Origin of the sequence: Anaeromyxobacter dehalogenans 2CP-C (assembly GCF_000013385.1) — a bacterium.
GTDB lineage: Bacteria > Myxococcota > Myxococcia > Myxococcales > Anaeromyxobacteraceae > Anaeromyxobacter > Anaeromyxobacter dehalogenans_B.
In genome coordinates this window covers 4,001,456-4,026,646 of the sequence record NC_007760.1, presented here as the reverse complement: position 1 = coordinate 4,026,646, position 25,191 = coordinate 4,001,456, and the positions used below count along the sequence as shown (strand labels likewise).

The window sequence follows — 25,191 nt, the reverse complement described above, 5'->3', positions numbered from 1 at the left end:
CGCCAGCGGACGAGACGTCCGGTCACCACCTTTCGAGACGGCGGGCGCGACGCCCGCGCCCGGGAGGCCGGCCATGGGACGGTTCTGGAAGGACAACAGCCTCTCGATCGTGCTGCTCGCGCTGTTCCTCGCGTTCTGGGTGGGCCAGGCGTTGACCGGCTGGCGCCAGGCCGGCGAGGAGCGCCGGGAGCACGGCGCGCCGGCCGAGCCGCTGTCCGAGTACCTGGCGTCCGGCGACTTCTGGGAGGCGAGCGCCGAGAACTGGGAGAGCGAGTTCCTGCAGATGGCCGCGTTCGTCCTGCTCACCGTCTTCCTGAAGCAGAAGGGCTCGCCGGAGTCGAAGCCGCCGGACGGCGATCCGGACCTCGACCGCGACCCGAGCCCGCGGCCGGGCGCGCCGTGGCCGGTGCGCCGGGGGGGCGTGGCGCTGCGCGTGTACCAGCGCTCGCTGTTCCTCGCGCTGTTCGGGCTGTTCCTGGTGTCCTTCGCCGTCCACGCGGCGGCGGGCGCGCGGGCGTACAGCGAGGAGGCGTTGCGCCACGGCGGCGCGCCGGTGGGCGCGCTCGCCTACCTCGGTACGAGCCGGTTCTGGTTCGAGTCCTTCCAGAACTGGCAGAGCGAGTTCCTGTCGGTGGGGATGCTGGTGCTGCTGGGCGTGTGGCTCCGCCAGCGCGGCTCCCCGGAGTCCAAGCCGGTGGACGCGCCGCACGCAGAGAACGAGGCCTGAGCCCGCGCTCGCGGCGACCCGGTGCGCTCGGGGCGCGACCCCGGCGCTCAGCCCCGGGCGCCCCCCGCGGCCTGCCCGGTCCGTCCAGGCGCCGCCCCGGGGCCGCGCCCGCGGCGCAAGGTGGCCGCGACGAAGTCCACGAACGCGCGGACCCGCGCCGGGACCGAGCCGGCCGGGCCCAGGAACAGCGCGTGGATCTCGAGGACGTCTCCGGGCTCGAACGCCTCGAGCACGCGCACCAGGCGCCCCGCCTCGAGGTCGGCGGCGACCTGGAACAGCGCCAGGCGCGCGAGGCCGGCGCCCGCGAGCGCCAGCTGCCGCGCGGTCTCGCCGTCGCCCGCGCGCACCGCGCCGCGCACCGGCACGCGCAGCGCCTCGCCGCCCCGGAGGAACGGCCAGTCGTCGAGCGCGCGCGCGAACGTGAAGCCGATCCGCTCGTGCGCGTCGAGGTCGGCGGGCGTGCGCGGCGTCCCGCGACGCGCGAGGTACGCGGGCGACGCGACCACGGCCACCGGGCTCTCGCCCAGCTTGCGCGCGAGCAGCCGGGATGCGCGCAGCGGGCCCACCCGGATCGCCACGTCGGCGCGGCGCTCCACCAGGTCCACCACCTCGTCGCTGAGCACCACGTCGAGCGTGATCCCGGGGTTCGCCTGGAGGAACGCCGGGACCCGAGGGAGCAGGCAGTGCACGCCGAACGGGAGGTTCGCGTTCACACGGACGCGGCCGCGCGGCGCGCCGCCTGCGGCCTCGACCTCGGCGTCCTCCACCTCCGCCAGGATCCGCATCGCCCGCCGGTGAAATGCCTCGCCCTCGGCGGTGAGCCGGACGGCGCGCGTGGTGCGCGTCAGCAAGCGCGCGCCGAGCCGGGCCTCGAGGCGCGTGACCAGCTTGTTCAGCGCGGAGGGGGTCCTCCCGAGCGCGCGGGCCGCGGCGGAGAAGCCGCCCAGCTCCGCGACGGTCGCGAACGCCTCCATCTCGTACAGCCGGTTGCCCTCGCCGTTCGGCATGGGTGAATCCCGTTCACAGGTGTTGTGCCTGCGGAGTGGTAGCGCGGGCGGGGGGCGCCGCGCATCCATTCCGGGCGCGCGGGCGAGCCGACGCCCGCGTCGCAGGGAGCACGACCCGGGGGAGGAGGGATCACCATGGAGCACAGGAGACTGGGGACATCGGGGCTGGAGGTCCCGGCGCTGAGCTTCGGCGCCGGGACGTTCGGCGGGACGGGGCCGCTGTTCGGCGCCTGGGGGACCATCGACGTCGCGGGCGCCCGGCGCATGGTGGACATGTGCCTGGACGCGGGCGTCACCCTGTTCGACACCGCGGACGTCTACTCGTCGGGAGCGTCGGAGGAGGTGCTGGGCGCGGCGCTGGAGGGCCGGCGCGAGCGCGCGCTCATCTCCACCAAGACCGGGCTGCCCACCGGCGACGGCCCGAACGACGCGGGCACCTCGCGGCTGCGCCTCGTCCGCGCGTGCGAGGCGGCGCTGCGGCGGCTCCGCACCGATCGGATCGACCTGCTGCAGCTCCATGCGTTCGACGCCCGCACCCCGGTGGACGAGGTGCTCTCCACGCTCGACGAGCTGGTCCGCGCCGGGAAGGTCCGCTACGTGGGAGCGTCCAACTTCTCGGGCTGGCAGCTGATGAAGTCCCTCGCCGCCGCGGACCGCCACGGGTGGCCGCGCCACGTCGCGCACCAGGTGTACTACTCGCTCGTCGGACGGGACTACGAGTGGGAGCTCATGCCGCTCGCGCAGGACCAGGGCGTGGGCGCGGTGGTCTGGAGCCCGCTCGGCTGGGGCCGGCTCACCGGGAAGCTCCGCCGCGGCCAGCCGCTGCCCGCGGTGAGCCGGCTGCACCAGACCGCCGACTACGGGCCGCCCGTGGACGAGGCGCTGCTGTACCGCGTGGTGGACGCGCTCGAGGCGGTGGCCGCGGAGACGGGCCGCACCGTGCCGCAGGTCGCGCTCAACTGGCTGCTTCGCCGTCCGACCGTCTCGACGGTGGTGATCGGCGCGCGGACCGAGGAGCAGCTGCGCGACAACCTGGGCGCGGTGGGCTGGGCCCTCACGCCGGACCAGGTCGCGGCGCTCGACACCGCGAGCGCGGTGCCGGCTCCCTATCCGTACTGGCCCTACCGGCGGCAGGCTGGCTTCGCGCGGCTCTCCCCGCCGTCCGTCTGAGGGACAGGCCTGCCCGTGCGCGTTTGGGCGCGGCTCCTTCGGGGCTGCTGCCTCGCGCCGCCTTCGATGAAACACTGGCGGGGCAGCGCGGGCGGGGGGTCCCATGAAGGCGCGGTCGCTGGTCCAAGTGGCGTGGCTGAACCTGCGCGCGCTCCCGGGCGCCGCGTTCGCCATGCTTCCGATCCTCTTGCGGCGGCCCGCCGGGGCCCGCGGGCGCAAGCCGCGTGACGAGGGCGCCGGCGCCCCGCTGCCCGACGCCGAGCCGGACCGGCGCAGCGCCACGTCGTCGTGAGCGCCGGCCGGGGGGAGCGGGCGTGAAGATCGGGATCGTCACCGAGTACTACTACCCGAGCATCGGCGGGGTGCAGGAGCACGTCCACCACTTCGCCCGCGAGGCGCGGCGGCTCGGGCACGCCGTGAAGATCCTCACCAGCGAGATGCCCGACCTGCCGCCGCCCTCGCCGGACGCGAGCGGCCCGGACGTGCTGCGGCTCGCGCGCAGCCGCCCGTTCTACCTGAACGGCGGCTTCGGCCGCGTCTCGGTCGGCCTCGGCCTGTCGCGGGCCATGCGCGACGCGCTCGACCGCGAGCGCTTCGATCTCGTGCACGTCCACTGCCCCATCACCCCGGTGCTGCCGTGGCTGGCGCTCCAGCACGCCCGCGGCCCGGTCGCCGGCACCCTCCACACGCACTACACCCCCGGACTCGGCTCGCGGCTGGCGGGCGGCCTCGAGCGGCGCTACCTCGGCCGGCTCGATCTCGTGCTGGCCGTGTCGCACGCGGCGGCGTCGCTCGCCACCGGCATCCGCGACGACGTGCAGATCGTCCCGAACGGCGTGGACGCGGAGGGCTTCGGGCGGGGAAGTCGCCCCGCGCGCTTCGACGACGGCCGCTTCAACGTGCTCTGGGTCGGCCGCCTCGAGCCGCGCAACGGGCTCGACCGCATGCTGCGCGCGTTCGCACGCCTGCGGGCCCGCGTCCCGGCGCGGCTGCTGGTGCTCGGCGACGGGCCGCTCCGCCGCCGGTACGAGGGGATGGTGCCGCGCGACCTCGCCGACGACGTGGTGTTCGCCGGGGCGGTGATCGAGGGGCGGGCGGACTGGTACGCCGCCGCGCACGTGTACTGCGCCCCCACCAGCGTCGCCTCGTTCGGCGTGACGCTGCTCGAGGCCATGGCGGCCGGGCGCCCGGTGCTCGCCTCCGACATCGACGGGTTCCGCGAGGTGCTGCACGACGGGGAGGAGGGACGCCTGCTCCCCCCGGACGACGCCGACGCGTGGGCCGCCGCGCTCGAGGCGCTCGCGCGCGATCCGGCGGGCGCCGCCGCGCTCGGCACGAGGGGGCGCGCCACCGCCGCACGGTACGCGTGGCCGATCGTGGCGCGGCGCGTGCTCGACCTGTATCAGCAGGTGGTCTGAAGCAGCGGGGGGCCCGAGGAGCGGTCCCGGCGATGCCGACCGAGGTGACGCCGACGGGGTACCGGAGCGAGCCGCGGCGCGCGGACCTCGACTGGCTGCGCGTGCTCGGGATGCTGGCGGTGTTCCTGGTGCACGCCGCCGAGCCGTTCAACCCTTGGGACACCTGGCACGTGCAGAGCGTGCTGCGCAGCAAGTGGCTGGGAGAGGTCGTGTTCTTCCCGGCACCCTGGATCATGCCGCTGTTCATGGCGCTCGCCGGCGAGGCCGCCTGGCTCGCGCTCCGCCGCCGCTCGCCCGCCCGCTACGTGCGCGAGCGCCTGCTTCGCCTCGGGCTGCCGCTCGCGCTCGGGATCCTCGTGCTCGTGCCCCCGCAGGTCTGGGTGGAGCGGCGCCTGGAGGGCCGGTTCGACGGCTCGCTGCTCTCGTTCTACCCGCACTTCTTCGACGGCATCTATCCGGACGGGAACTTCGCCTGGCACAACCTCTGGTTCCTGGTGTTCCTGCTCGCGTTCTCGCTCGCGACCGCGCCGCTTTTCGCCGGGTTGCGCCGCCCCGCCGGCCGCCGGCTGCTCGCGCGCCTGGCCGCGCCGTGCCAGGGCCGCGCCGGCCTCGCCTGGCTGGTGCTGCCGGCGGTGGCGATCCGGATCGCCACCGCGACCGCCGCGCCGCGCTTCGCGCCGCTCGCCTACGACTGGTCGAACCGCGGGCTGCTGCTCCCCGCGTTCCTGTGGGGATTCGCCGTGGCGGCCGAGCCCGGCTTCGCCGCGGCGCTGGATCGCCACTGGCGGCCGGCGCTCGCGATCGCGGTCGCCGCGTCGGTGGGGCTCTGCGCGTGGGCGTGGCCGGGCGACGTGCTCGCGCGGCTGCCGGCCGCCCGCTCGGCCGGCGGCGTGCTGCTGTGGGGCGGGTACGGCTGCGCGTCGTGGTGCTGGCTGGTGGCGCTGCTCGGCGGCGCGCGGCGGCACCTCGCGCGCGACGGCGAGGCGCTCCAGCGCGCGAGCGGGCTCGTCTACCCCTTCTACGTGGTCCACCACGGGGTCATCGTGGTGCTCGCCGCGGTGATGGTGCGCCAGGGCGCCGACGCGGCCGGCGTGCCCGCCGCGTTCGTGGGGCTCGCCGTCGCGTCGCTCGCGGTCAGCCTGGGCCTGTGCTGGGTGATCTCCGCGTGGGAGCCCCTCCGCCTGGTGTTCGGCCTCCGTCCGCGACACCGGCCCGCCGTGCGCGGGACGGTCCCGCTGGCTAGAGATGAGCTGTAGCGGCGCCGACGGCGCCGCCCGGAGCGGCTGCTCCGGACGCTCCCGACGCCCGATTGACCCCGACGCGCTCCACCCTCCGGCCCACCCGCCTCCGCCGCCTCGGCGTCCTGCTCTCGATCGCGGCCGCGCTCGCCATGTGCGCCCCTGCCCGCGCCGGGCGCGCGCCGCCGGCGGACCTCGACGCGCGGCCGGTCGAGCTGCGGAGCGGCTCCGGGAGCACGATCCGCGGCTGGCTCGCGCGCGGGCACCCGGGCGCGGGCGCCGTCCTGCTGCTGCACGGCATCGGCGCGAGCGCCGCCGAGATGGCCGGGCGCGCCCGCTTCCTCGCCGGGGCGGGCTACTCGGTGCTCGCCATCGACTTTCGCGGGCACGGCGCGAGCGGGTCGGCGCAGACGACCTACGGAGCGCTGGAGAGCCGCGACGCGCGCGCCGCGGTGGAGTGGCTGCGCGCGGCGCTGCCGGGCGAGCGGATCGGGGTGATCGGCATCTCCATGGGCGGCGCGGCGGCGCTGCTCGGCGCGGTCCCGCTGAAGGTGGACGCGCTGGTGCTCGAGTCGGTCTACCCCACCATCGACGCCGCGATCCGCAACCGGGCGCGGGCCTGGCTCGGGCCGCTCGGCGCGCTCCTCGCGCCGCTCGTCGAGCGGCTGATGCTCCCGCGCCAGGGGGTCCGCGCGACCGATCTCCGCCCGGTGGATCGCATCGGCGACCAGGTCGCGCCGCTCCTCGTGCTCGCGGGCGCCGCCGATCCGTACACGCCGCTCTCGGAGTCGAGGGCGCTCTACCGGAACGCCCGCGGTCCGAAGGCGCTCTGGGAGGTGCCCGGCGCCGGGCACGTGGACCTGCACGCGTTCGCGCCGGCCGAGTACGAGCGGCGCGTCGGCGGGTTCCTGGATCGCAGGTTGCGGGCGCAGACGGCGCGGGCGCCGGCCGGCGCGGCGCCGCGCGCCGGCGGACCGCTCGCCGCCGCGCCCACGGGCGCGGCTACGGGTACGCCGTGAACAGGTCGGACAGGCTGGCCGAGGTGGCCGCCGTCCGCAGCAGCGGCGTGACGCCCAGGATCTCCTGCACGGTGCGCACGGTGGAGCCGTGCGTGTACGCGCCGGGCGCGGCGTAGCCGGGCTTCGCGAGCGGCGACACGGCGATGAGGCCGATGGGGTGGTCGCCCCGGTGGCCCTCGTCCCACACGACCAGGATCACGCCGCCGTCGCGGTACGCGGCGCTGTCCATGATGGCCGGCAGCTCGCGCGCCAGGAACGCGTCCTGCTGCCCGACGGGATCGTTCAGCGGCGGGCAGGCGTCGTGGCCGTCGTCGCAGACGTCCGGGATGATGAACGCGTACCGCGGCACGGTCCCGCCGGCGAGGTCCGAGGCCAGCTCCTCGAACGGCCGCACGTGCGCGATGCAGCGGGCGCCGTGCGGGTCGAACGGGTGGCCGGAGACGTCCTCGAAGTAGACGAACGGATCGTGCCGGACCGCGTACTTGCCCTCGTTCACGAGCGGGCAGGTGTCGCCGCTGATGCCCTCCGCGTACGCCTTCCACGTGAGGCCGACGTCCTCGAGGTAGGTCGCGAGGTGGCAGGTCACCGGCAGCGGCACGTCCGCGGGCGGCGCGTCGAAGTGGATGCCGAGCGGATCGCCGGCCTCGAGCCAGACGTAGTTGCCGAGGCTGGGGTGGAGGCCGCCGGTCCGGTAGTCCACCGCGTGCGCGAACGCGGGCAGCAGGGTGCCGTTGATGTACGGGGCCGAGGGGCTGCCGGCGATGTTCGACCAGTCCTCGTTCTCCATCACGATCACGAACACGGTCTTGAGCGCGTGCGGCGCGCCGCCGGTGGCGAGCGCCGGCGGCTCGGGCGGGCAGGCGTCGTGGCTGGTGTCGCGGACCGGCGAGCAGGCGAGGGCGAGCGGGAGGAGGGTGGCGAGCAGCGCGGGACGCACGGCGGAGCGGTGGAGCGCCGTCCGGGGCGCGCTCCGGGAGGTGGGGGTGTTCACGGACGTTTACTCTGGGCCGCGGCGGCGGCGCGCAACGCTGCCTGCACGGGATGCCCGCACGGGAACGCCGCGCGGTGAAGCCGCGCCTCGCCGGACCGCCCGACGGCCCCCTCTGGGACGGTCGCGCGCGTCGATCCGGCGGCTCCGTGATCGTCGCACGGCTAGACGCACGGAACGCGGCGGCTCGGGCCGCCCGGCCCGTACCACCAACCCGGACCAGGGAGAGACACCATGCGGTTCATGATGATCGTGAAGGCCAGCCCGGAGAGCGAGTCGGGAGCGCCGCCCAGCCGCGAGCTCATCCAGGCGATGACCCGGTACAACGAGGAGCTGGTGAACGCGGGCGTGCTGCTCGCGGGGGACGGCCTGCTCCCGTCGTCGAAGGGCGCCCGGGTGAAGTTCTCGAAGGGCAAGGTCGAGGTGGTGGACGGCCCGTTCGCGGAGACGAAGGAGCTGGTGGCCGGCTTCTGGATGATCCAGGTGAAGTCGAAGGAGGAGGCCATCGCCTGGGCGCGGCGCTGCCCGAACCCGATGGGCGAGGGCGCCGAGGGCGTGCTGGAGCTGCGGCAGGTCGCGGAGGCGGCGGACTTCCCGCCGGAGGTGCTCACGCCGGAGGACGCCGCCAAGGAGGTCGAGATCTTCGAGCGCGCCAAGCGCAACGCGGCGAACCGGTGACGATCGAGGTGGCGCGGAGGCGCGCCGGGTGACGGCTCGCGCGGACGCGCACCGCGCGGTGCACGCGGTGTTCCGCATCGAGGCGCCCCGGCTCATCGCCGGGCTGGCGCGGATGGTGCGCGACGTCGGGCTGGCGGAGGAGCTGGCGCAGGACGCGCTGGTCGCGGCGCTGGAGCGGTGGCCGGAGTCGGGCGTCCCGGAGAACCCGGGCGCCTGGCTCATGGCCACCGCGAAGCGCCGCGCGGTGGACGAGCTGCGCCGGAAGCGCATGGTGGAGCGCAAGCACGAGGCGCTCGGGCCGGATCCGGAGGCGCTCGGGCCCGCCGCGCCGCCCTCGCCCGACGCGGCGGTGGACGAGCCGGTGCGCGACGACCTGCTGCGGCTGGTGTTCATCGCCTGCCACCCGGTGCTCTCGCGCGAGGCGCGCACCGCGCTCACGCTCCGGCTGCTGGGCGGCCTCACCACCGAGGAGATCGCGCGCGCGTTCCTGCAGCCGGAGCCCACGGTGGCGCAGCGCATCGTGCGGGCGAAGCGCACGCTGGCCGAGGCGCGGGTGCCGTTCGAGGTGCCGCGCGGCGCGGACCTGCAGGCGCGGCTGGGGTCGGTGCTCGAGGTCGTGTACCTCGTGTTCAACGAGGGCTACACCGCCACGGCGGGCGACGACTGGATGCGCCCGGCGCTGTGCGAGGACGCGCTCCGCCTCGGCCGCATGCTGCAGGCGCTGGTGCCGGACGCGGCGGAGGTCCACGGGCTGGCGGCGCTCATGGAGCTGCAGGCCTCGCGCGCCGCGGCGCGGGTGGGGCCGTCGGGTGAGCCGGTGCTGCTGCTGGAGCAGGACCGGGGCCGGTGGGATCGGCTGCTGATCCAGCGCGGGCTGGCGGCGCTGGAGCGCGCGGAGGCGCTCGGCGGCGCGCTCGGCCCCTACGCGCTGCAGGCGGCCATCGCGGCCTGCCACGCCCACGCCCGCACCGCGGCCGCGACCGACTGGCGGCGCATCGCGGCCCTCTACGACGCGCTGGCGGAGCTGACCCCGTCGCCGGTGGTCGAGCTGAACCGGGCGGTGGCGGTGGCGATGGCGTTCGGCCCGGCGGCTGGGCTCGAGCTGGTGGACGCGATCGCGGACGAGCCGTCGCTCCGTCGCTACCACCTGCTGCCCAGCGTGCGCGGCGACCTGCTCTTCCGCCTCGGTCGCCACGCGGAGGCCCGCGCCGAGCTGGAGCGCGCCGCCGGCATGACCCGCAACGCCCGCGAGCGCGCGCTCCTCCTCGAGCGCGCGGCGGCGTGCGGGCGGGGGTCGTCGCGAATCGGGTGAGTGATGGGCGCGTAGACTCGAAGCCGGGGGGGCGTGGGGGCGGGTCCTGATGGGCGCTCCCGCCCTCGCCCGCTCGCGCGACGTGGAGAAGGAATGCTCGGCGCGGGACTTCGGTCGCAGGACGCGCGCGGATCGCGTTCGATGTTCTTGGGCGCGGCTCGCAAACTCGGCCGCGCTGCGCGCGGCCTCAGACATGCTCGCCGCGCACGCCGGCTGGATACGCGCGCGGGAGGTGATCGTCGCGGGCTGCGCCTGCGCTGACAGTCGCGGTCGCGGGCGAGGGCGTCCGCTTGGCGGACGGGGGCAGTACTGGCGGCTTCGAGGTGTTCGGGGGGGCGAAATTCCCTGCCCCACGCCTCCCATCCACGTCAGGCCGCCACGGAGGCGATCCGGGCGTTCGCGCCGGAGCGGAGCGGAGCGAGCCCTCGCCGCGTCTCCAGGATCCTGGACCTGCACCGCCGGGGACAGCCGCTGCGAAGGGACCGGCGCAGCCGGCGTCGGCTCCGATCACGCGGCTGGCCCGCACGGTGCGTCGGCTTGATCGATCCCGCGGCCCCGGTTCCGGCCATCCATCCACGTCCCGGGCCTTGCGGAGCGAGCACCGCCGCGAATGCCCGGACCGCCGACCTAGCGGCCCGCTCCAGGACAGGGCCCGCTGGAGGCGGCGCCGCGCACGGAGGGCGGCGCCACCCGCTCACGGGCGCGGCGGTGCCTTGGGCTGCGGAGCGGGGCCGGTCTTTCCGCCCGGGCCGCGGCCGTGAAGGAAGAAGTACGGGCGGACGTCGAGGAGTCGCCACGCGCCCTCGGCTCGGCGCGCCAGCACCACGGCGTGCGCCACCCACGGCCGCGGCGCGCCCGGCGGCGGATGGCCGCCGGAGAGCGTCTGGCGCACGTCGAGGAGGGCGAGGTCGCCGAGGAGCCGGACCCGCTCGACCGCGAGCTCGTTGTGGACGCCCTTCAGCACCTTCTCGAAGTCGTTGCGGAACTGGGCGGTGACCTGCTCGCGCCCGACGGCTCGCTGGCCCATCGGGTTGATGAACGTGCCCTCGGGATCGAACAGCGCCCCGACGCGGTCCGCGTCCTGCGCGCCGAAGGCGGCCTCGAACTCGCGGACGGTCTTCTCGAGATCGGGTGGGAGCGTCGCATCCTCCGCGTGCGCGGCGAGCGCGGGGAGGGCGAGCAGCAAGGACAGCACGCGAGCAGCTCGAGACGTCATGACCAGCCTCCGGCGCCGCCGCCGGCATGGCGGGCGGCGGGTGCGGTGATACGCGGGCGGGCGGGCGCCCGCCGGAGTGGATCGGGGCGCCGCCGGGGGGCGGATCCGCGGCCCCGGGCGGGGGCGCCGGCCGCTCGGCTTGACATACCCCCTCCCCCTATCTATGTTCCGGGCGTCGAAGGATAGGGGGCGGGGGTATGATGCCGTCCCGGGAGCGAATCGTGGACCTCGTGGAAATCCTGGTGGTCGCAGGCGGCGTGGCCGCCATCGCGTGGGTGAACTGGTACTTCTTCCTGGCCGAGAAGCGGAAGGGCGCCTCGGAGGCCAAGGTCGGGGCGGCCGGCGTGCAGCAGGCCGTGATCCGGGTGGAGGGCGGCTACACGCCGTCGCGCGTCCGGCTGCGCGCCGGGCAGCCGGCGCGGCTGGTGTTCGACCGGCGCGAGGACTCGAGCTGCTCCGAGGAGGTGGTGATCCCCGAGTTCGGGGTCCGCCGGTTCCTCCCCGCGCACCAGCGGACGACCATCGACCTGCCGCCGACGAAGGCCGGCACCTACGAGTTCACCTGCGGCATGAGCATGCTCCGCGGCAGCCTGGTGGTGGAGGACGCGCGATGAGCGACCGGGTCGAGACCACCGTCCGCGGGCGCGAGCCCGCCGCCGCGCGCGCCGCCGCCGTCGAGGCGAGCCCCGAAGACCGCCGCGCGCGCGTCACCATCAACGTCTCGGGCATGACCTGCGCCGCGTGCCAGGCGCGCGTGCAGAAGGCGCTCTCCGGCGCGCCGGGCGTGCTCGACGCCAGCGTCAACCTCATGACCGCCGAGGCGGCCATCTCCTACGATCCGGCGGTGGCCGCGCCCGAGGCGCTGATCGAGCGGGTGCGCTCGACCGGCTACGGCGCCGCGCTGTCCGAGCCGGGCGCCGACGCGCTGGAGCAGCAGGACGCGGCCCGCGCGAAGGAGTTCCGCGAGCTGCGCGCCCGCGCCCTGGTGGCGCTCGCCGCCGGCGTGGTGGCGATGATCGCGTCGATGCCGCTCATGGCGGCGCACGCGCACCACGGGCTCGGCGCGCCCACCGACCCGTTCATGAGCTGGAGCATGCGCGTGCTCGACCCGGTGCTGGAGCGCGCGCTGCCCTGGCTCTACGCGATCCCGGAGCAGGTGCTCTCCTACGGGCTGCTCGCGCTCACCACCGCGGTGATGGCCTGGGCCGGGCGGCACTTCTACACCCGCGCCTGGGCGGCGTTCCGCCACCACTCGGCCGACATGAACACGCTCGTGGCGGTCGGCACCGGCGCGGCGTACCTGCTCTCGCTCGCCGCCACCGTCGCGCCCGGCTTCTTCGTGTCGCGCGGCGTCCCGCCCGACGTGTACTACGAGGCGGTCGTCCTCATCATCGCGCTCATCCTGGTGGGCAACACCATGGAGGCGCGCGCGAAGCGCCAGACCTCGGTCGCGCTCCGCAAGCTCATGCAGCTCCAGCCCCGCACCGCGCGCGTGGTGCGCGGCGGCGCGGAGGTGGACGTGCCGGTGGAGGACGTGCGCGAGGGCGACGTGGTGGTGGTGCGCCCGGGCGAGCGGCTGCCGGTGGACGGCGAGATCGTCTCCGGGACGAGCGCGGTGGACGAGTCGATGCTCACCGGCGAGCCGCTGCCGGTGCAGAAGCGCGCCGGCGATCGCGTCATCGGCGCGACCGTCAACGGCACCGGGTCGTTCCGCTACCGGGCCACCGGCGTGGGCGCGGACACGGTGCTCGCGCACGTGGTGAAGCTCATGCGCGAGGCGCAGGGCTCGCGCGCCCCCATCCAGAAGCTGGCCGACCGCATCAGCGGCATCTTCGTGCCGGTGGTGCTCTCCCTCTCCATCGCCACCTTCGTGGTCTGGTTCGTGGCCGCCGACGCCGCGCCCGCGGTGCGGGCGCTGGTGGCCGCGGTCGCCGTGCTGGTCATCGCCTGCCCCTGCGCGATGGGCCTCGCGGTCCCGACCGCGGTCATGGTCGCCACCGGCAAGGGGGCCGAGCTGGGCGTGCTGCTGAAGGGCGGCGAGGCGCTGGAGCGGGCGCACGCGGTGGACACGGTGGTGCTCGACAAGACCGGCACGCTCACGCTGGGCAAGCCGGCGGTGACCGAGGTGCGGCTCGCGCCCGGCGCGCCGGTGGACGAGGACGCGCTGGTGGGCCTGGTCGCGGCGGTGGAGCGCGCCAGCGAGCACCCGCTCGCGGCCGCCATCGCGGCGCACGCGACGGCGCGGGGCGCGGCGGTGCCGCAGGTGGAGGCGTTCGAGTCGATCACCGGCCGCGGCGCGCGGGGCCTCGCCGGGGGGCGGCGCGTGGTGGTGGGCAACGCGGCGCTGCTCGAGTCGGAGGGCGTCTCGACCGCGCCGCTGGAGGCCGAGGCGGGCGCGCTCGCCGCGAAGGCACGCACCGCGGTGTTCGCGGCGGTGGACGGGAAGCTGGCCGGCCTGCTCGCCGTCGCGGACGAGCTGCGGCCGACCTCGCGGGACGCGGTGGCGCGGCTGCGCCGCATGGGCCTCGAGGTCGTCATGCTCACCGGCGACGTGCGCCGCAGCGCCGAGGCGGTGGCGAAGGCCGCGGGCGTGGAGCGGGTGGTGGCGGGCGTGCTGCCGGAGGGCAAGGTGGCCGAGGTGGAGCGGCTGCAGGCGGAGGGCCGCGTGGTGGCCATGGTGGGCGACGGCATCAACGACGCGCCGGCGCTGGCGCGGGCGGAGATCGGCATCGCCATGGGCAGCGGCACCGACGTGGCGCTCGAGGCCGCCGACGTGACGCTGATGCGGCCGGACCTGCGCGCGGTGGCCGACGCGATCGCGCTCTCCCGGCGCACCATGCGGACCATGCGCCAGAACCTGTTCTGGGCGTTCGCGTACAACGTGGTCGGGATCCCGGTGGCCGCGGGCGTGCTGTTCCCGGCGTTCGGGCTGATGCTCTCGCCGGTGCTGGCGAGCGCGGCGATGGCGTTCAGCAGCGTGAGCGTGGTCACGAACAGCCTGCGGCTGCGGCGGTTCCGCGGGGCCTGAGGAGGACGCGATGGCGACGAAGGAGAGCAAGGGGACCGCGGCGCTCGCCGCCTGCGCGTGCGCCACCGGCGAGCACGTCGGGCCGGGCGGGCGGGCCGTGGCGGTGGACGCGGGCGGCAAGGAGGCGAACCTCAAGCGCCTGCGCCGCATCGAGGGTCAGGTGCGCGGGCTGCAGCGGATGGTGGAGGAGGGGCGCTACTGCGCCGACGTCCTCACCCAGATCGCCTCGGTGCACGAGGCGCTGCGGTCGGTCGGTCGCGAGCTGATGCGCAACCACCTGAAGCACTGCGCCACGAGCGCCATCCAGGCAGGCGGCCCCGAGGCCGACGCGATGTACGACGAGCTGCTCGACCTCATGTACCGCCAGGTCCGCTGAGGCCGCCGGCCGCGGCGCGCGGATCTTCGTGCCCGGCCGCGTCGAGGTCGGCAAGATCGGGGACGTTGGTGTACGGTCCGCGGCGGGTGCCCGCGGCACCTCCGAGGGCGTGAGAGGAACGAACGAATGTCCGCAACCCTGAGGCTGCCCACGGTCCTCGCCGAGGCCGCCGGCGGCACCACCGTCCACGAGGTGCGCGGCGCCACCGTGGGCGACGTCGTCGCCGAGGTGGCCGGCCGCTTCCCCGCGCTCGGCACCCGGCTGCGCGACGCCCGCGGCGAGCCGTATCCCTACGTGATGTTCTACCTTGACGACGAGGACATCCGCTTCCAGCAGGGCTTCGCCACGCCGGTGCCGGACGGCGCCGAGATCGTGGTCGTCCCCGCGATCGCCGGAGGGTAGCCATGTCCATCGGCCGCCCCGCCTCCGAGCTGCCCGAGCTCTCGAAGGAGGAGATCCTCCGCTACAGCCGCCACCTCATCATCCCGGAGGTCGGGGTGGAGGGGCAGAAGCGCCTCAAGGCCGCGCGCGTGCTCCTGGTGGGCGCGGGGGGGCTCGGCTCGCCCAACGCGCTGTACCTGGCCGCCGCCGGCGTGGGCACGCTCGGCATCGTCGAGGCCGACGTGGTGGACCTCACGAACCTGCAGCGGCAGGTGCTGCACGGCACGAAGGACGTCGGCCGCAAGAAGCTCGAGTCGGCGCGCGAGCGCATCCGCGACGTGAACCCGCACGTGAAGGTGATCGCGCACGACGCCTGGCTCACCTCCGAGAACGCGCTCGAGATCCTCTCGGGCTACGACCTGGTGGTGGACGGCACCGACAACTTCGCCACGCGCTACCTCGTGAACGACGCCTGCGTGCTGCTCGGCAAGCCCAACGTCTACGGGTCGATCTTCCGCTTCGAGGGGCAGTCCACGGTGTTCTGCACCGCCGGCGGGCCCTGCTACCGCTGCCTCTACCCCGAGCCGCCGCCGCCGGGCATGGTGCCGTCCTGCGCCGAGGGCGGGGTGCTGGGGATCCTCCCGGGCCTGGTCGGGCTCATCCAGGCGACCGAGGCGGTGAAGCTCATCACCGGCGTGGGCGAGCCGCTGGTCGGGCGGCTCCTGCTGGTGGACGCGCTCGGCATGGAGTTCCGCACCGTGAAGCTGCGGAAGGACCCCCGCTGCCCCGCCTGCGGCACGCACGAGCTCCAGGCGCTCATCGACTACCAGCAGTTCTGCGGGATCCGCGGGGGCGAGGCGGAGCAGGCGATGGACGGCGTCCCCACCATCACGGCCGGCGAGCTGGACGCGCGCCGCCGGCGCCAGGACGACTTCGACCTGATCGACGTGCGCGAGCCGCACGAATGGGAGATCGGCCGCATCGAGGGCGCGCGCCTGGCGCCGCTCTCGACGTTCGCCGAGGCGCTCCGCACCTTCGACAGCGCGCGCGACCTCGTCCTCTACTGCAGGAGCGGGCAGCGCAGCGCGAAGGCGGTCCGCCAGCTCCAGGAGGCCGGCTTCCGGCGCGTGTGGAACCTCGAGGGCGGGATCCTCCGCTGGTCGGAGGAGATCGACCCGACCGTCCCGCGCTACTAGCCGGCGGCCCCCCGTGAGCGTCGAGCTCTCCTACGGTGCGCCGCTGCTCGCGCGCATCTCCGCGCTGTGCGAGGCGGACCCGGAGCGGGAGGTGTGCGGGTTCGTGGTGCGGCGCCGCGGCCTGCTGGAGGTCGAGCCCATCCCGAACGCGGCCGACCGCTACCACGCCCACGATCCGCTCGGCTTCCCGCGGACCAGCCGCGACGGCTACCTCATGGACCCGCGCGCGCACCTCCAGCTCCTCCAGGCGCTCGATGCCGAGGGCGGCGAGGTGGTGGCGGTGTGGCACTCGCACGTCGAGGTGGGCGCGTCCTTCTCCGCCAAGGACCGCGCCGACGCGCTCGCCGACGGCGTGCCGCTGCTGCCGGGCGCGGAGTACCTGGTGTTCGGCGTCCGGGGCGGGAAGGTCACCGAGGCGAGGCGCTTTCGCTTCCACGGCGGCGACTTCGTCGAGTCCCCGCTCGCCTGAGCAGGGCCCCGCCGCGCGCTTGATGGCGCGCAAGCGCGACCGCCGGCGCGGCGACACGGGTGATCACGGGCGCTGGTGGAATTCCGACATCTCCGGGCGACAGCGCAGGGATCACGCGGCTTTGCGCGCGGCAGCCCGCTTGCACATGGCGCGGGCGTGCAGAGCCGCCGCCACAGCGTCGCCGCCGTCCTCGCCACCCTCGCCTGCCTGGCCGCCCCGCTCGTCGCCGCGGCGGCGGAGGCGTCCGCGGCCGCGCCGCCGGCCGTGCAGGGCCGGGCGGCGGGGCTGAAGCCGTCCCCGCCGGCGCCCGGGCGAGCCCGCGGTGTCGCGGCGGCCGGGGTGGCGGGGATGGCCGGGGCGGCACCGGCGCGCGAGGGCTTCGCGCCCGCGCTCCCCGACCTGCGCATCCCGCCGCGGGAGGACGGGCCCGGCGTGGGCACGCTGCCCGAGGACTCCTGGCACGACCCGCTCGCGCGCCGCGGCTCGGCCTCGCGCTGGACGGTGCCGGCGGTCGAGTCGCTCTCGGTGAACCTCGCGATGATGGGCTGGAACCGCTGGGTGGGCGAGGCCCCGTGGGCGGACATCTCCGGCGACTCGATCGGCCGCAACCTGCGCAGCCGCTGGGTGCTCGACGACGACCAGTTCTGGGTGAACCAGTTCGGCCACCCGTACCAGGGCACCTGGGCCTTCTCGGCGGCGCGCTCGGCCGGCCAGGGCTTCTGGGTCTCGTCGGCGTACGCGTTCGCGGCGAGCGGGCTGTGGGAGATCGCCGGCGAGACCGAGCGGCCCTCGCGCAACGACCAGGTCACGACCACGGTGGCCGGCATGGTGCTCGGCGAGATCCTGGGCCGCTTCTCCGACGCGCTGCGCGCGGAGGGCGGCACCTGGAACGGGATGGCCGCGGCGGTGCTCTCGCCCATGGGCGCGGTGAACCGGCGCCTGCTCGGGACGACGCGCCCGGAGCGCGCCTCCTCGTCGCGCTGGGCGCTCGCCATGGGCGGCGCGACCGGCGACGCCACCGGCGACCGCGGCACCTGGGGCGGCGGCGTCGGGCTCGACTTCGCCTGGGGGCTGCCCGGAGATCCCGACCTCGCGCTCGAGAAGCCGTTCGACCACTTCGTGCTGGAGGCCCGCTACGGCTTCGCGCGCGACCCGGACGCCACCGTGCGGGCGCGCGGCCTGCTCGCCGGCCGCAGCTTCGAGGCGGCGCCGGCGCGCGGGCTGTACGGCCTGTTCCTGCTGTTCGACTTCGACACGCCGCAGCGCTTCCGCGTCTCCACCAGCGCGCTCGGGGCGGGCGCGAGCGCGCGCGCCGACCTGGGCGGCGGCCTCGCGCTGGAGGGCGACCTCGTCGGCGCGGCCGTGATCCTCGGCGCGGCCGGCACGGTGGACCGCGGCGACGACGGCAAGGGCCGCGACTACCGGATCGGCCCCGGCGCGCAGGGGCTGGCGGGGCTCGACCTCGTGGCCGGGACGCGCGCCCGCCTGGGCGTGGTCGCGCGCCAGTACCTGATCTTCGGCGAGGGCGAGGTGGCCGGCGACGAGCGCATCGCCGAGCTGGGCGCGCGCGGGTCGCTGCGCGTCCTCGGCGCCCACGCGGTGGCGGTGGACGTGAGCCGCCACCTCCGCCACGCCACCGCCGACGCGAGCGGCCCGGTGCGCGAGGCCGGCTGGGCGTTCCAGGTCTCCTGGGTGATCCAGGGCGGCGTCGCCCCGCGCGCCGCGGACTGGGCGGTCGAGCTGTAGCGTCCCGCGGGCCGGGATCAGCGCACGCTGAAGTAGACGCGCGCGCCGGCTTCCTTCCGGGCCCGCTCGCCGCCCTGCGCGAGGAACAGCCGCGCCTGGTCCAGGCCGGCGGCGACGAGCGCCTCCCGCGCGCGCTGCGCCCGCTCGGCCGCGAGCGCCCGGTACGCGTCCTCCGGCACCTGGGCGGCCGCCGCGAGCCGCTCCTCCATCTCCTGCGGCGTGGGCGCCGGCGCGGCCTCGCCCTTCGTCGCGGTCGGCGGGGCGGGGAACGCCGCGTGGTACGCGGCCTTCACGAGGCGCGCGCGCTCCTCGGCGCCGAGCGTGACCTCGTCCAGGCTCGCCGGGGCCGAGCGGAGCGTCTCGGCCTTGGCCCGGCGGAGCGCGCGCTCCAGCGCGGCGCGCCGCAGCGCGGGGCCGTCCTGCGTCGCGTCGGCGGAGCCCTCCAGCTCGAGGCCGAGCGCGGGCCGCTGCCCGAGCGACCGCGCCAGCAGCGCGATCCGCTCCTTCGCGGCCGGCAGCGGCTCGGCGGTGCCCGGGGCGAACTCCACCAGCGACAGGTCGGCCTGGTCCCCGCCCACCAGCGACGAGAGCGCGGTGAACGGCGAGGTGGCCACCTTCACGAGCACGTTCAGGATGGTGCGCCAGATCACCTTGCCGAGGCGGAACTCGGGGTCGTCGAGGTTCCCCTCCACCGGCACGTCGAGCAGGATCACGCCCTCGCGATCCTGCAGGAGCGCCAGCGCCAGCCGCACCGGGACCTTGGTCGCGTCCGGGCTGTCGGTCTTCTCGCCCAGGGTGAGCTGGTTCACGCGGACCACGTTGGTGGAGGTGAGCGCGCGGTTCACCACGGTGTACTTGAGATCGAGGTCGAGCTTCCCCTTCTGCAGCCCGTAGCCGAGGAACTTGCCGGCGTACGGGCCGAGCGGCGAGAGGTCCACGCCCTCGGACGCGACCACCAGCTCCGTGTACGCGTCCTGCTGCAGCGGGTTGAGCGTGCCGGTGACGCGCACCGGCGAGGCGCCCTCCACCTGGAGCCGCACGTCCACGCTCGACCGGACCTTCGGATCCGAGGACAGGCGCGTCACCGTGGCCTGCGCGCCGGTGAGGTTGACCACCGCCGCCGGCGTGACCGAGCGGTCCACCAGCGCGACCCGCCCGCCCACCACCTCGACGCTGCCGATGGCGGTCCGCCAGGCCGGGCCGGCGGGCGCGGGCGCCGCCGGGGCCGGGGGGAGCGCGCGCGCCACGCTGGTGGCGCCGTCCTCCCAGACGTAGGCCTTGACCCTCGGCTCGAGGAGCCGCACCCGGCGCACCGTGGCGCGCGGCGGGGTGGAGGCGGCGTCGATGCCGGTCACCTCCAGCGCCCTCCACCGGAGCAGGTCCTCGTTGCCCGCCTCCGCCACCGCGAGCGCGTCGAGCCGCACGTCGCCGGCGAACGTCCAGCGCGGCGCCTTGCCGCCGAGCTCGTAGCCGATGGTGGCCTTGGCGCCGGCGCGCCCGCCGGTGAGCCGCGCCACCAGCGACGCGTCGAGGTACGGCGCGAGCGGCACGACGTCGAGCTCCTCCGCCTCGAGCGCGAGCGTGCCCCGATCGCCGAACGGGCGGACCTCGCCCTTGACCGCGAGCCGGCCGCGCCCGTTCCAGGCGAGCGAGGCGGTGAGCGGGCAGGCCGTCTCCGGGCCGGGGCGGATCCCCTCCAGCGTCACCGCCACGTCGGTGAGCGGGAGCCGCACCGGGCGCGCCGTCGAGCGATCCTCCACGTCCACCGCCAGGCCGGAGACCGCCAGCGCGCCCACCGACCACCGCCAGGGCTCCGGCGACGCAGGGGAGGGCGGCGGCGCCATCCGCGCCAGCTCGAGCTTCCCGTCCTCCTCCAGGCGGGCCCGCACCGCTCCGCCGCGGATCGCGACCGTCGCGACCGACGCCTCCTTCGCGAGCGCGTCCACCCGGATCCCGGAGACCTCCACCCGCGGCAGCCGCACCGGCGCGTCCCTCTCGCCGCGCGGCGCGAGCGCGAGGCGCTCCACGGTCAGCTTGCCGCCGGAGGTGCGCAGCACGCGGGCGTCCGCGCCCCAGGCCAGCTCGTAGCCGGTCTCGAGGTCGAGCACGCCCTCGGCGAGGTCCACCGGCGCCTGGTCGTGGATGTAGGGCGCGTACTTGGGCAGCTGGATCCGCTCGAACGCGAGCGTGCCCGAGGAGCGGAGCGGCGCGCTGCGGACCGTGCCGGTCCAGCGGAACGTCTCGCCCGACTCGGTCGTGCCGGCGAACGAGTAGGGGCTGTCGCCGCCGCCGCGGGTCCGGAAGGACTCCAGGCGGACGGTGAGCGGGCCGAGGGTGGTCTCGAACGCCGGCTTGCGGGTGGCGTCGCGGAAGACCACCCGCGCCTCCTCCACGGCGAGCCGCCCGATGGAGAGCCCCAGCCGACCCTCCTTCTCCGGGGCCGCGGGGGCGCCCGGCTCCGCCGCCTCCGGGTCGCCGGCCAGCAGGTCCTCGAAGGTGAGCGCGCCGCGCGGGTCGAGGCCGACGTGCAGCGCCGGGCGCACCAGGCGGATCTCGGCGAAGCCGAGATCGCCGGCGAGCAGGCGGAGCGGGGCGAGCCGGACGTGGAGCGAGTCCCATGCCGCGAACGGCGCGCCGTCCGCGTGCTTCACCCGCAGCCCTTCCACCGTGACCGAGAGCGCGAGCGGGTTGACCCGCACGCGGTTTATCTCCACCGGCCGGTGGAGCGCTGCCGACGCCTGCTTCACCGCGATCCGCCGGACGAGCGACGGCGCGGCGAGGAAGCCGAAGGCGGTGTAGAGGACCAGGAGCGCGCCGAGGACGGCGCCGGCGCGGAGCCAGCGGCGCCGGCGCGGCGGCTTCGGGGTGGTGTCGGACATGGTCGCCCCTTAAACCCCCCCATGGCGCGGCGCGCAAGCCGGGGATTCCGGGACCGGGGCGCCCGGGCCGGAGACGATGACCATGCGTGAAGATGCGGCGGAGGGGGCCCGGCCCGGGCCGGCGATCGAGACGGTGCTGGTCCCGCGCACGCGCGATCTCGGCGGGGTGCGGGTGGGGCGCGTGCTGCCGGCCATGCAGCGGCGGATGGTGGGGCCGTTCGTGTTCCTCGACGAGCTGGGGCCGGTGCTGTTCCGCGGCGGGGACGGGCTCGACGTCGCCCCGCACCCGCACGTCGGGCTCGCCACCGTCACGTACCTCTTCGAGGGCGAGCTGCTGCACCGCGACAGCCTAGGGTCGGTGCAGGTGATCGCGCCGGGCGCGGTGAACTGGATGACGGCCGGGCGCGGGATCGCGCACTCCGAGCGGACGCCGCCCGCGGCGCGGGCCGCCGGCGGCACGCTGTCCGGGATCCAGAGCTGGGTGGCGCTGCCGCGCGCGCACGAGGAGGACGAGCCCTCGTTCGCGCACGTGGCGGCCGAGGCGCTCCCGGCGCTGGAGGCGGGCGGGGTGAGGGTGCGGGTGATCGCCGGGACGTTCGCCGGCGCGCGCTCGCCGGTGCGGGTCCTGTCCGAGACGCTCTACGTGGACGCCGCGCTCGCGGCGGGCGCGCGGCTCGAGGTCCCGGCGGACCAGGAGGAGCGGGCGGCGCTGGTGGCGAGCGGCGAGCTCGAGGTGGACGGCGCCCGCTTCCCGTCCGGGCAGCTCCTGGTGCTGCGCCGGGGAGCGCCGGTGGTGCTGCGCGCGCCGTCGGCGGCGCGCGTCCTGCTCCTCGGGGGCGAGCCCATGGACGGCGAGCGCCACGTCTGGTGGAACTTCGTCTCCAGCTCGCGCGAGCGGATCGAGCAGGCGGCGGCCGACTGGCGGGCCGGGCGGTTCCGGTCCATCCCCGGTGAGCGGGACCCCGTCCCGCTCCCGGAGCGGCCGCCGGGCATGCGCATCCGCTGACGGCACGCTGGGGCGCGCGATGCCGCAGGCCTGTGGGGGACGCGGCGGAAGCGGCGATGGGGGCTATGCTGGGGATGTTCCCCCGCGCGAGGGGAGCCGGAGAGGAGGACGGTCATGGTGCGCAGCGCAGGGAGGCTCACCGCGGCGCAGCTCGAGACGCTCCGCGGGAAGCTCGAGGCGGAGCGCAGGCGCGTGCAGCGCCTGCTGGCGACGCCGGTCGAGACGGTGCCGGCGGAGGGCGAGCGCACCGAGCCCGAGGAGGTCGCGCAGCGCTCCACCGAGGCCGCCCACCACCTCGGCGTGGCGGAGCGCGAGCGCGCGCTGCTCGCCGACATCGATCGCGCGCTGGCGAAGCTGGACGCCGGCACGTACGGCGTGAGCGAGCGCACCGGCGAGCCCATCGCCTACGAGCGGCTGGCGGCGGTGCCCTGGACCCGCGTCGCGGCCGACGACGAGGAGTGAGGCGCCTCCCGTTCGCGCTGCGCCCGCTGCCCGGCTCGGCCGGGGAGGCCGGTTGACGGCGACCCGCCGCGTGCGCTCCCTCGGCGCATGACCTTCGCCGTCCCCGCCGCGGCCTACGACCGCTTCATGGGCCGTTACTCGCGACCGCTCGCGCCGCGCTTCCTCGACTTCGCCGGCGTGGGGAAGGGGCCTGCGCTCGACGTGGGCTGCGGGCCGGGCAACCTCGCCGCCGCGCTGGCCGAGCGGCTCGGGCCCGCGCAGGTGGCGGCGGTCGATCCCTCGGAGCCGTTCGTGGAGGCGTGCCGCGCGCGCGTGCCCGGCGCCGACGTGCGGCGCGCGTCCGGGGAGGCGCTGCCGTTCGAGGACGGCGCGTTCGCCGCGGCGCTCTCGCAGCTCGTGCTCTCGTTCGTGAAGGAGCCCGACCGGATGGCGGCGGAGCTGGGCCGCGTGGTGCGCCCGGGCGGCGTGGTCGCGGCGTGCACGTTCGAGGCGGGCGGGCTCGCGCTCGCGACCGCGTTCTGGGACGCGGCCATCGCGCTCGACCCCGCCGCGCCGGACGACGCGCGGATCCCGTTCCGGCGGCTGCCGGAGCTGCAGGCGCTGTTCGCGCGCGCCGGGTTCCGCGAGCTGCGGGCCGGGACGCTGGACGTCGAGGCGCGCTACGACGACTTCGGGGACGACCTGTGGCGCTCGCTCGGCGCGGGCATCGGCCCCATGGGCGCCTACCTGGCCGCCCAGCCGCCGGAGCGGCAGGCGCTCCTCCGCGACGGCTGCTGGGATCGGCTGGGACGTCCCTCCGGCGCGTTCACGCTTCCGGCCCGGGCCATCGCGGTGCGCGCCCGGGTCTGACGCGGGTCAGGGCCGGCCGGATCGCCGCCACCGCGCCGTGACGCGCCGCGGGATCGTGGCGCCGCGCCCCGGCGATATCTCCGATCCGTCCCACCTCTCCGCGGCGTCCCGCGCCGCCGCACCCGGATCGCGTCCGGAGGTCGTGTGTCACGGTAGCAGTGGCTACCCGGTCCACATACCACCGCCTACGCTTCACTCCAGATCCACGGGGTGCGTGCGGTGCGCGTCGCGATTCCAGCCCTGCTCTTGCTGACGGTGTCCGCGTCCTGCGGGCGAGGGCCCGACCTCGTCGTGCACCAGACCGCGGTCGTGCTCGACACCACCGCGCCCTTCGCGCACCACCCGGACTTCGCGCGCCGCCTCGAGTCCACCATGTCCGCCGCGCTCGCGTACTGGGGCGGCGACTGGAAGGCGCTCGCGCACCGGACCGTCACGTTCCAGGACGAGCAGTTCGTGGCCTGCGGCGGCATGGGGACGGCGCTCGGCTGCTTCGACGGCGACATCCGCCTCACCACGCGCGACCCGTCGATCGGCACGTTCCGCTGCGTCGAGGCGACGGTGCTCGTGCACGAGATCGGCCACGCGGTGATCGGGGACCGCGACCACCGCGATCCGCGCTGGATGGACTTCGAGCGCGTGGCGCAGGAGCTGGCGGGTCGCATCGGCTACCCCGACGGCAGCGCGCCCTGCGAGCTGTACCCGAGCGTCTGGCGGCACCTGCCCGGCGGCTGAGCCGCGCTGCCTCCGCGCTACGGCGCCTCGCGCCCGCCGGTCTTGCGCTCGAGCGCGTCGATCTCCAGCTGCAGGTCGGCCGCCTTCCGGCAGGCGCGCGCGTTGCTCCGCTCGCGCAGGAACGTCTCCAGCCGGCCAGACATCCCCACCGGCCGCTCGCCGCGGCCGAGCGCGAGGCACTGCTGCTCGAACCAGCTGCGGTCCACCTCGCCGAACAGCCGGCCGATCACGCCGCCGTCCTCGCCGCCCTCCGGCGCGGCGGCCTCGCGGTAGTCGGCGTAGAGGTCGTCGAGCGTCGTGCGGAGCTCGCGGCGGCTGTCGAGGAGCTTCTGCTCGGGCGTGCGGCAGCCGAGCGCGAGCGCGGCGGCGAGGACGGCGGCGGCGAGGGTGCGTCGAGGCATGGCGGCATGGTATCGCGGAGCACGCCCGCGCGCCGCGCGGGCCTTGCCCCGGCGGGCGCTCCCGGACAGGATCCCGCCCGCGGAGGAACCGTGGACTACGACGCCGATCACGCCCCCGACCCGAGCGCCTGGCTCGCCGCGGACGAGGCCGAGCGCCTCCGCGCGGTCGAGGCGCACCACGCCGGCCTCACGTCGCACGCGCGCATGCCCAAGCCGCGCCTGCACGCCGCCCTGCACCTGGTGGTCGAGGCGCAGCTCGCGAGCGGCGAGCCGCCCGAGGCGCGCCGCGCGCTGGAGCGGCTGCTGCGGGGCGGGCTGCCGCGGCACGAGGCGGTCCACGCCATCGGCCTGCTCGTCGCGAACGCCGCCAGCGCCGCGCTGGAGGGGCGCACCTTCGACGCCACCACCTACGCCCGCGAGCTCGACGCGCTCACGGTCGAGGGCTGGCGCGCGGCCGGCAAGGAGTGACGCGCCCGGTTGCCGGGAGCGCACCGCCGAGGTAAACGGACGCGTGGCCCGCCTCCTCCTCGTCTGCCTGGGCGGCGCGCTCGGGAGCGGCGCGCGCTACCTGACGTCCGCGTGGGCGCTGCGGGCGTTCGGCCCGGACTTCCCGCGCGGCACGCTGCTCGTGAACGTGTCCGGCTCGTTCCTGCTCGCCGGCATCATGACCGCATCCCTGCAGAGCGAGGCGTTCCCGCCCGACCTGCGGCTGTTCCTGGCGGCCGGGGTGATGGGCGGCTTCACCACCTACTCCTCGTTCAACTACGAGACGCTCGCGCTGCTGGAGCAGGGCCGGCTCGCGGCGGCGGCCGGGTACCTGCTCGCCACCGTGCTGGGCTGCCTCGCCGCGGCGGTCGCCGCCACGCTGCTGGTACGCTGGCTGGCGGGCTGAG

General features: G+C 76.1%; 26 protein-coding genes. 21 read left to right on the top strand and 5 right to left on the bottom strand.

The window, feature by feature from the left end; genetic code table 11:
* Window positions 1-73: 73 nt before the first annotated feature.
* Window positions 74-727, top strand: a complete 654-nt coding sequence (locus ADEH_RS18145) for a DUF6766 family protein (protein ID WP_011422555.1) — start codon at window positions 74-76, stop codon at window positions 725-727.
* Between the two features lie 47 nt (window positions 728-774).
* On the opposite strand, the gene ADEH_RS18140 is transcribed toward ADEH_RS18145, so the two are convergent.
* The gene (locus ADEH_RS18140; protein ID WP_011422554.1) at window positions 775-1,734 is read right to left on the bottom strand and encodes a LysR family transcriptional regulator; all 960 of its coding nucleotides are present in this window, start codon (window positions 1,732-1,734) and stop codon (window positions 775-777) included.
* A 135-nt stretch (window positions 1,735-1,869) separates the two neighbouring features.
* Here ADEH_RS18140 and ADEH_RS18135 point away from each other — a divergent pair, with 135 nt between their 5' ends.
* The 5 genes from ADEH_RS18135 (at window position 1,870) to ADEH_RS18115 (ending at window position 6,579) form a co-directional block, all read left to right on the top strand.
* Window positions 1,870-2,904, top strand: a complete 1,035-nt coding sequence (locus tag ADEH_RS18135; RefSeq protein ID WP_011422553.1) for an aldo/keto reductase — start codon at window positions 1,870-1,872, stop codon at window positions 2,902-2,904.
* A 103-nt stretch (window positions 2,905-3,007) separates the two neighbouring features.
* A complete protein-coding gene (locus ADEH_RS18130) occupies window positions 3,008-3,196 on the top strand; it encodes a hypothetical protein (RefSeq protein ID WP_041453673.1) in 189 nt (62 codons plus the stop codon).
* 22 nt (window positions 3,197-3,218) lie between these two features.
* On the top strand, window positions 3,219-4,322 hold the full coding sequence (locus tag ADEH_RS18125) for a glycosyltransferase family 4 protein (protein WP_011422552.1): 1,104 nt from the start codon (window positions 3,219-3,221) through the stop codon (window positions 4,320-4,322).
* Window positions 4,323-4,354: 32 nt separating this feature from the next.
* Window positions 4,355-5,578, top strand: coding sequence for an acyltransferase family protein (locus ADEH_RS18120; protein WP_011422551.1), 1,224 nt, complete (start codon window positions 4,355-4,357; stop codon window positions 5,576-5,578).
* Window positions 5,579-5,631: 53 nt separating this feature from the next.
* On the top strand, window positions 5,632-6,579 hold the full coding sequence (locus ADEH_RS18115) for an alpha/beta hydrolase (RefSeq protein WP_011422550.1): 948 nt from the start codon (window positions 5,632-5,634) through the stop codon (window positions 6,577-6,579).
* Here ADEH_RS18115 and ADEH_RS18110 read toward each other — a convergent pair.
* Window positions 6,563-7,570: an alkaline phosphatase family protein gene (locus ADEH_RS18110; RefSeq protein WP_011422549.1), complete on the bottom strand. Its 1,008-nt coding sequence runs from the start codon at window positions 7,568-7,570 to the stop codon at window positions 6,563-6,565. The genes ADEH_RS18115 and ADEH_RS18110 overlap by 17 nt on opposite strands.
* Window positions 7,571-7,801: 231 nt before the next feature.
* Between ADEH_RS18110 and ADEH_RS18105 the strand changes: the two genes are divergently transcribed.
* Together ADEH_RS18105 and ADEH_RS18100 are read left to right on the top strand one after the other, a co-directional pair.
* Entirely contained in the window at window positions 7,802-8,245 is a 444-nt protein-coding gene (locus ADEH_RS18105) for a YciI family protein (RefSeq protein WP_011422548.1), read from the top strand.
* Between the two features lie 28 nt (window positions 8,246-8,273).
* A complete protein-coding gene (locus ADEH_RS18100) occupies window positions 8,274-9,557 on the top strand; it encodes an RNA polymerase sigma factor (protein ID WP_011422547.1) in 1,284 nt (427 codons plus the stop codon).
* A 694-nt stretch (window positions 9,558-10,251) separates the two neighbouring features.
* Here ADEH_RS18100 and ADEH_RS18095 read toward each other — a convergent pair.
* On the bottom strand, window positions 10,252-10,773 hold the full coding sequence (locus ADEH_RS18095; protein ID WP_011422546.1) for a YybH family protein: 522 nt from the start codon (window positions 10,771-10,773) through the stop codon (window positions 10,252-10,254).
* 221 nt (window positions 10,774-10,994) lie between these two features.
* Between ADEH_RS18095 and ADEH_RS18090 the strand changes: the two genes are divergently transcribed.
* The 7 genes from ADEH_RS18090 to ADEH_RS18060 all read left to right on the top strand — a co-directional run bounded on the left by ADEH_RS18090 (window position 10,995) and on the right by ADEH_RS18060 (window position 17,969).
* The gene (locus ADEH_RS18090; RefSeq protein ID WP_011422545.1) at window positions 10,995-11,387 is read left to right on the top strand and encodes a cupredoxin domain-containing protein; all 393 of its coding nucleotides are present in this window, start codon (window positions 10,995-10,997) and stop codon (window positions 11,385-11,387) included.
* Window positions 11,384-13,801 carry a heavy metal translocating P-type ATPase gene (locus tag ADEH_RS18085; protein WP_011422544.1) on the top strand — a complete coding sequence of 806 codons (2,418 nt, stop codon included), beginning with the start codon at window positions 11,384-11,386 and terminating at the stop codon, window positions 13,799-13,801. The genes ADEH_RS18090 and ADEH_RS18085 overlap by 4 nt, the downstream gene beginning before the upstream one ends.
* Before the next feature lie 10 nt (window positions 13,802-13,811).
* Window positions 13,812-14,177 carry a metal-sensitive transcriptional regulator gene (locus ADEH_RS18080; protein ID WP_011422543.1) on the top strand — a complete coding sequence of 122 codons (366 nt, stop codon included), beginning with the start codon at window positions 13,812-13,814 and terminating at the stop codon, window positions 14,175-14,177.
* 126 nt (window positions 14,178-14,303) lie between these two features.
* The gene (locus ADEH_RS18075) at window positions 14,304-14,579 is read left to right on the top strand and encodes a MoaD/ThiS family protein (RefSeq protein WP_011422542.1); all 276 of its coding nucleotides are present in this window, start codon (window positions 14,304-14,306) and stop codon (window positions 14,577-14,579) included.
* A 2-nt stretch (window positions 14,580-14,581) separates the two neighbouring features.
* Entirely contained in the window at window positions 14,582-15,754 is a 1,173-nt protein-coding gene (gene moeB, locus ADEH_RS18070; RefSeq protein ID WP_011422541.1) for a molybdopterin-synthase adenylyltransferase MoeB, read from the top strand.
* A gap of 13 nt (window positions 15,755-15,767) precedes the next feature.
* Window positions 15,768-16,223, top strand: coding sequence for a Mov34/MPN/PAD-1 family protein (locus tag ADEH_RS18065; RefSeq protein WP_011422540.1), 456 nt, complete (start codon window positions 15,768-15,770; stop codon window positions 16,221-16,223).
* A gap of 156 nt (window positions 16,224-16,379) precedes the next feature.
* Window positions 16,380-17,969 (top strand): DUF3943 domain-containing protein, encoded by a 1,590-nt coding sequence (locus ADEH_RS18060; RefSeq protein ID WP_011422539.1) that lies wholly within the window; start codon window positions 16,380-16,382, stop codon window positions 17,967-17,969.
* 17 nt (window positions 17,970-17,986) lie between these two features.
* Here ADEH_RS18060 and ADEH_RS18055 read toward each other — a convergent pair whose 3' ends face one another.
* Window positions 17,987-20,848 carry a DUF748 domain-containing protein gene (locus tag ADEH_RS18055; RefSeq protein ID WP_011422538.1) on the bottom strand — a complete coding sequence of 954 codons (2,862 nt, stop codon included), beginning with the start codon at window positions 20,846-20,848 and terminating at the stop codon, window positions 17,987-17,989.
* Between the two features lie 82 nt (window positions 20,849-20,930).
* Here ADEH_RS18055 and ADEH_RS18050 point away from each other — a divergent pair, with 82 nt between their 5' ends.
* The 4 genes from ADEH_RS18050 to ADEH_RS18035 all read left to right on the top strand — a co-directional run bounded on the left by ADEH_RS18050 (window position 20,931) and on the right by ADEH_RS18035 (window position 23,897).
* Window positions 20,931-21,854 carry a pirin family protein gene (locus tag ADEH_RS18050; protein WP_011422537.1) on the top strand — a complete coding sequence of 308 codons (924 nt, stop codon included), beginning with the start codon at window positions 20,931-20,933 and terminating at the stop codon, window positions 21,852-21,854.
* A 114-nt stretch (window positions 21,855-21,968) separates the two neighbouring features.
* Window positions 21,969-22,316, top strand: a complete 348-nt coding sequence (locus ADEH_RS18045) for a TraR/DksA family transcriptional regulator (RefSeq protein WP_011422536.1) — start codon at window positions 21,969-21,971, stop codon at window positions 22,314-22,316.
* Window positions 22,317-22,403: 87 nt separating this feature from the next.
* Window positions 22,404-23,165, top strand: coding sequence for a class I SAM-dependent methyltransferase (locus tag ADEH_RS18040; protein ID WP_011422535.1), 762 nt, complete (start codon window positions 22,404-22,406; stop codon window positions 23,163-23,165).
* A 291-nt stretch (window positions 23,166-23,456) separates the two neighbouring features.
* The gene (locus tag ADEH_RS18035) at window positions 23,457-23,897 is read left to right on the top strand and encodes a hypothetical protein (protein WP_232287325.1); all 441 of its coding nucleotides are present in this window, start codon (window positions 23,457-23,459) and stop codon (window positions 23,895-23,897) included.
* A 17-nt stretch (window positions 23,898-23,914) separates the two neighbouring features.
* Here the strand turns inward: ADEH_RS18035 and ADEH_RS18030 are convergent, their stop codons facing one another.
* The gene (locus ADEH_RS18030) at window positions 23,915-24,298 is read right to left on the bottom strand and encodes a hypothetical protein (protein WP_011422533.1); all 384 of its coding nucleotides are present in this window, start codon (window positions 24,296-24,298) and stop codon (window positions 23,915-23,917) included.
* A gap of 90 nt (window positions 24,299-24,388) precedes the next feature.
* Here ADEH_RS18030 and ADEH_RS18025 point away from each other — a divergent pair, with 90 nt between their 5' ends.
* A complete protein-coding gene (locus ADEH_RS18025; RefSeq protein ID WP_011422532.1) occupies window positions 24,389-24,766 on the top strand; it encodes a DUF1841 family protein in 378 nt (125 codons plus the stop codon).
* A gap of 43 nt (window positions 24,767-24,809) precedes the next feature.
* Window positions 24,810-25,190: a fluoride efflux transporter CrcB gene (gene crcB / locus ADEH_RS18020; RefSeq protein ID WP_011422531.1), complete on the top strand. Its 381-nt coding sequence runs from the start codon at window positions 24,810-24,812 to the stop codon at window positions 25,188-25,190.
* Window position 25,191: the final 1 nt, after the last annotated feature.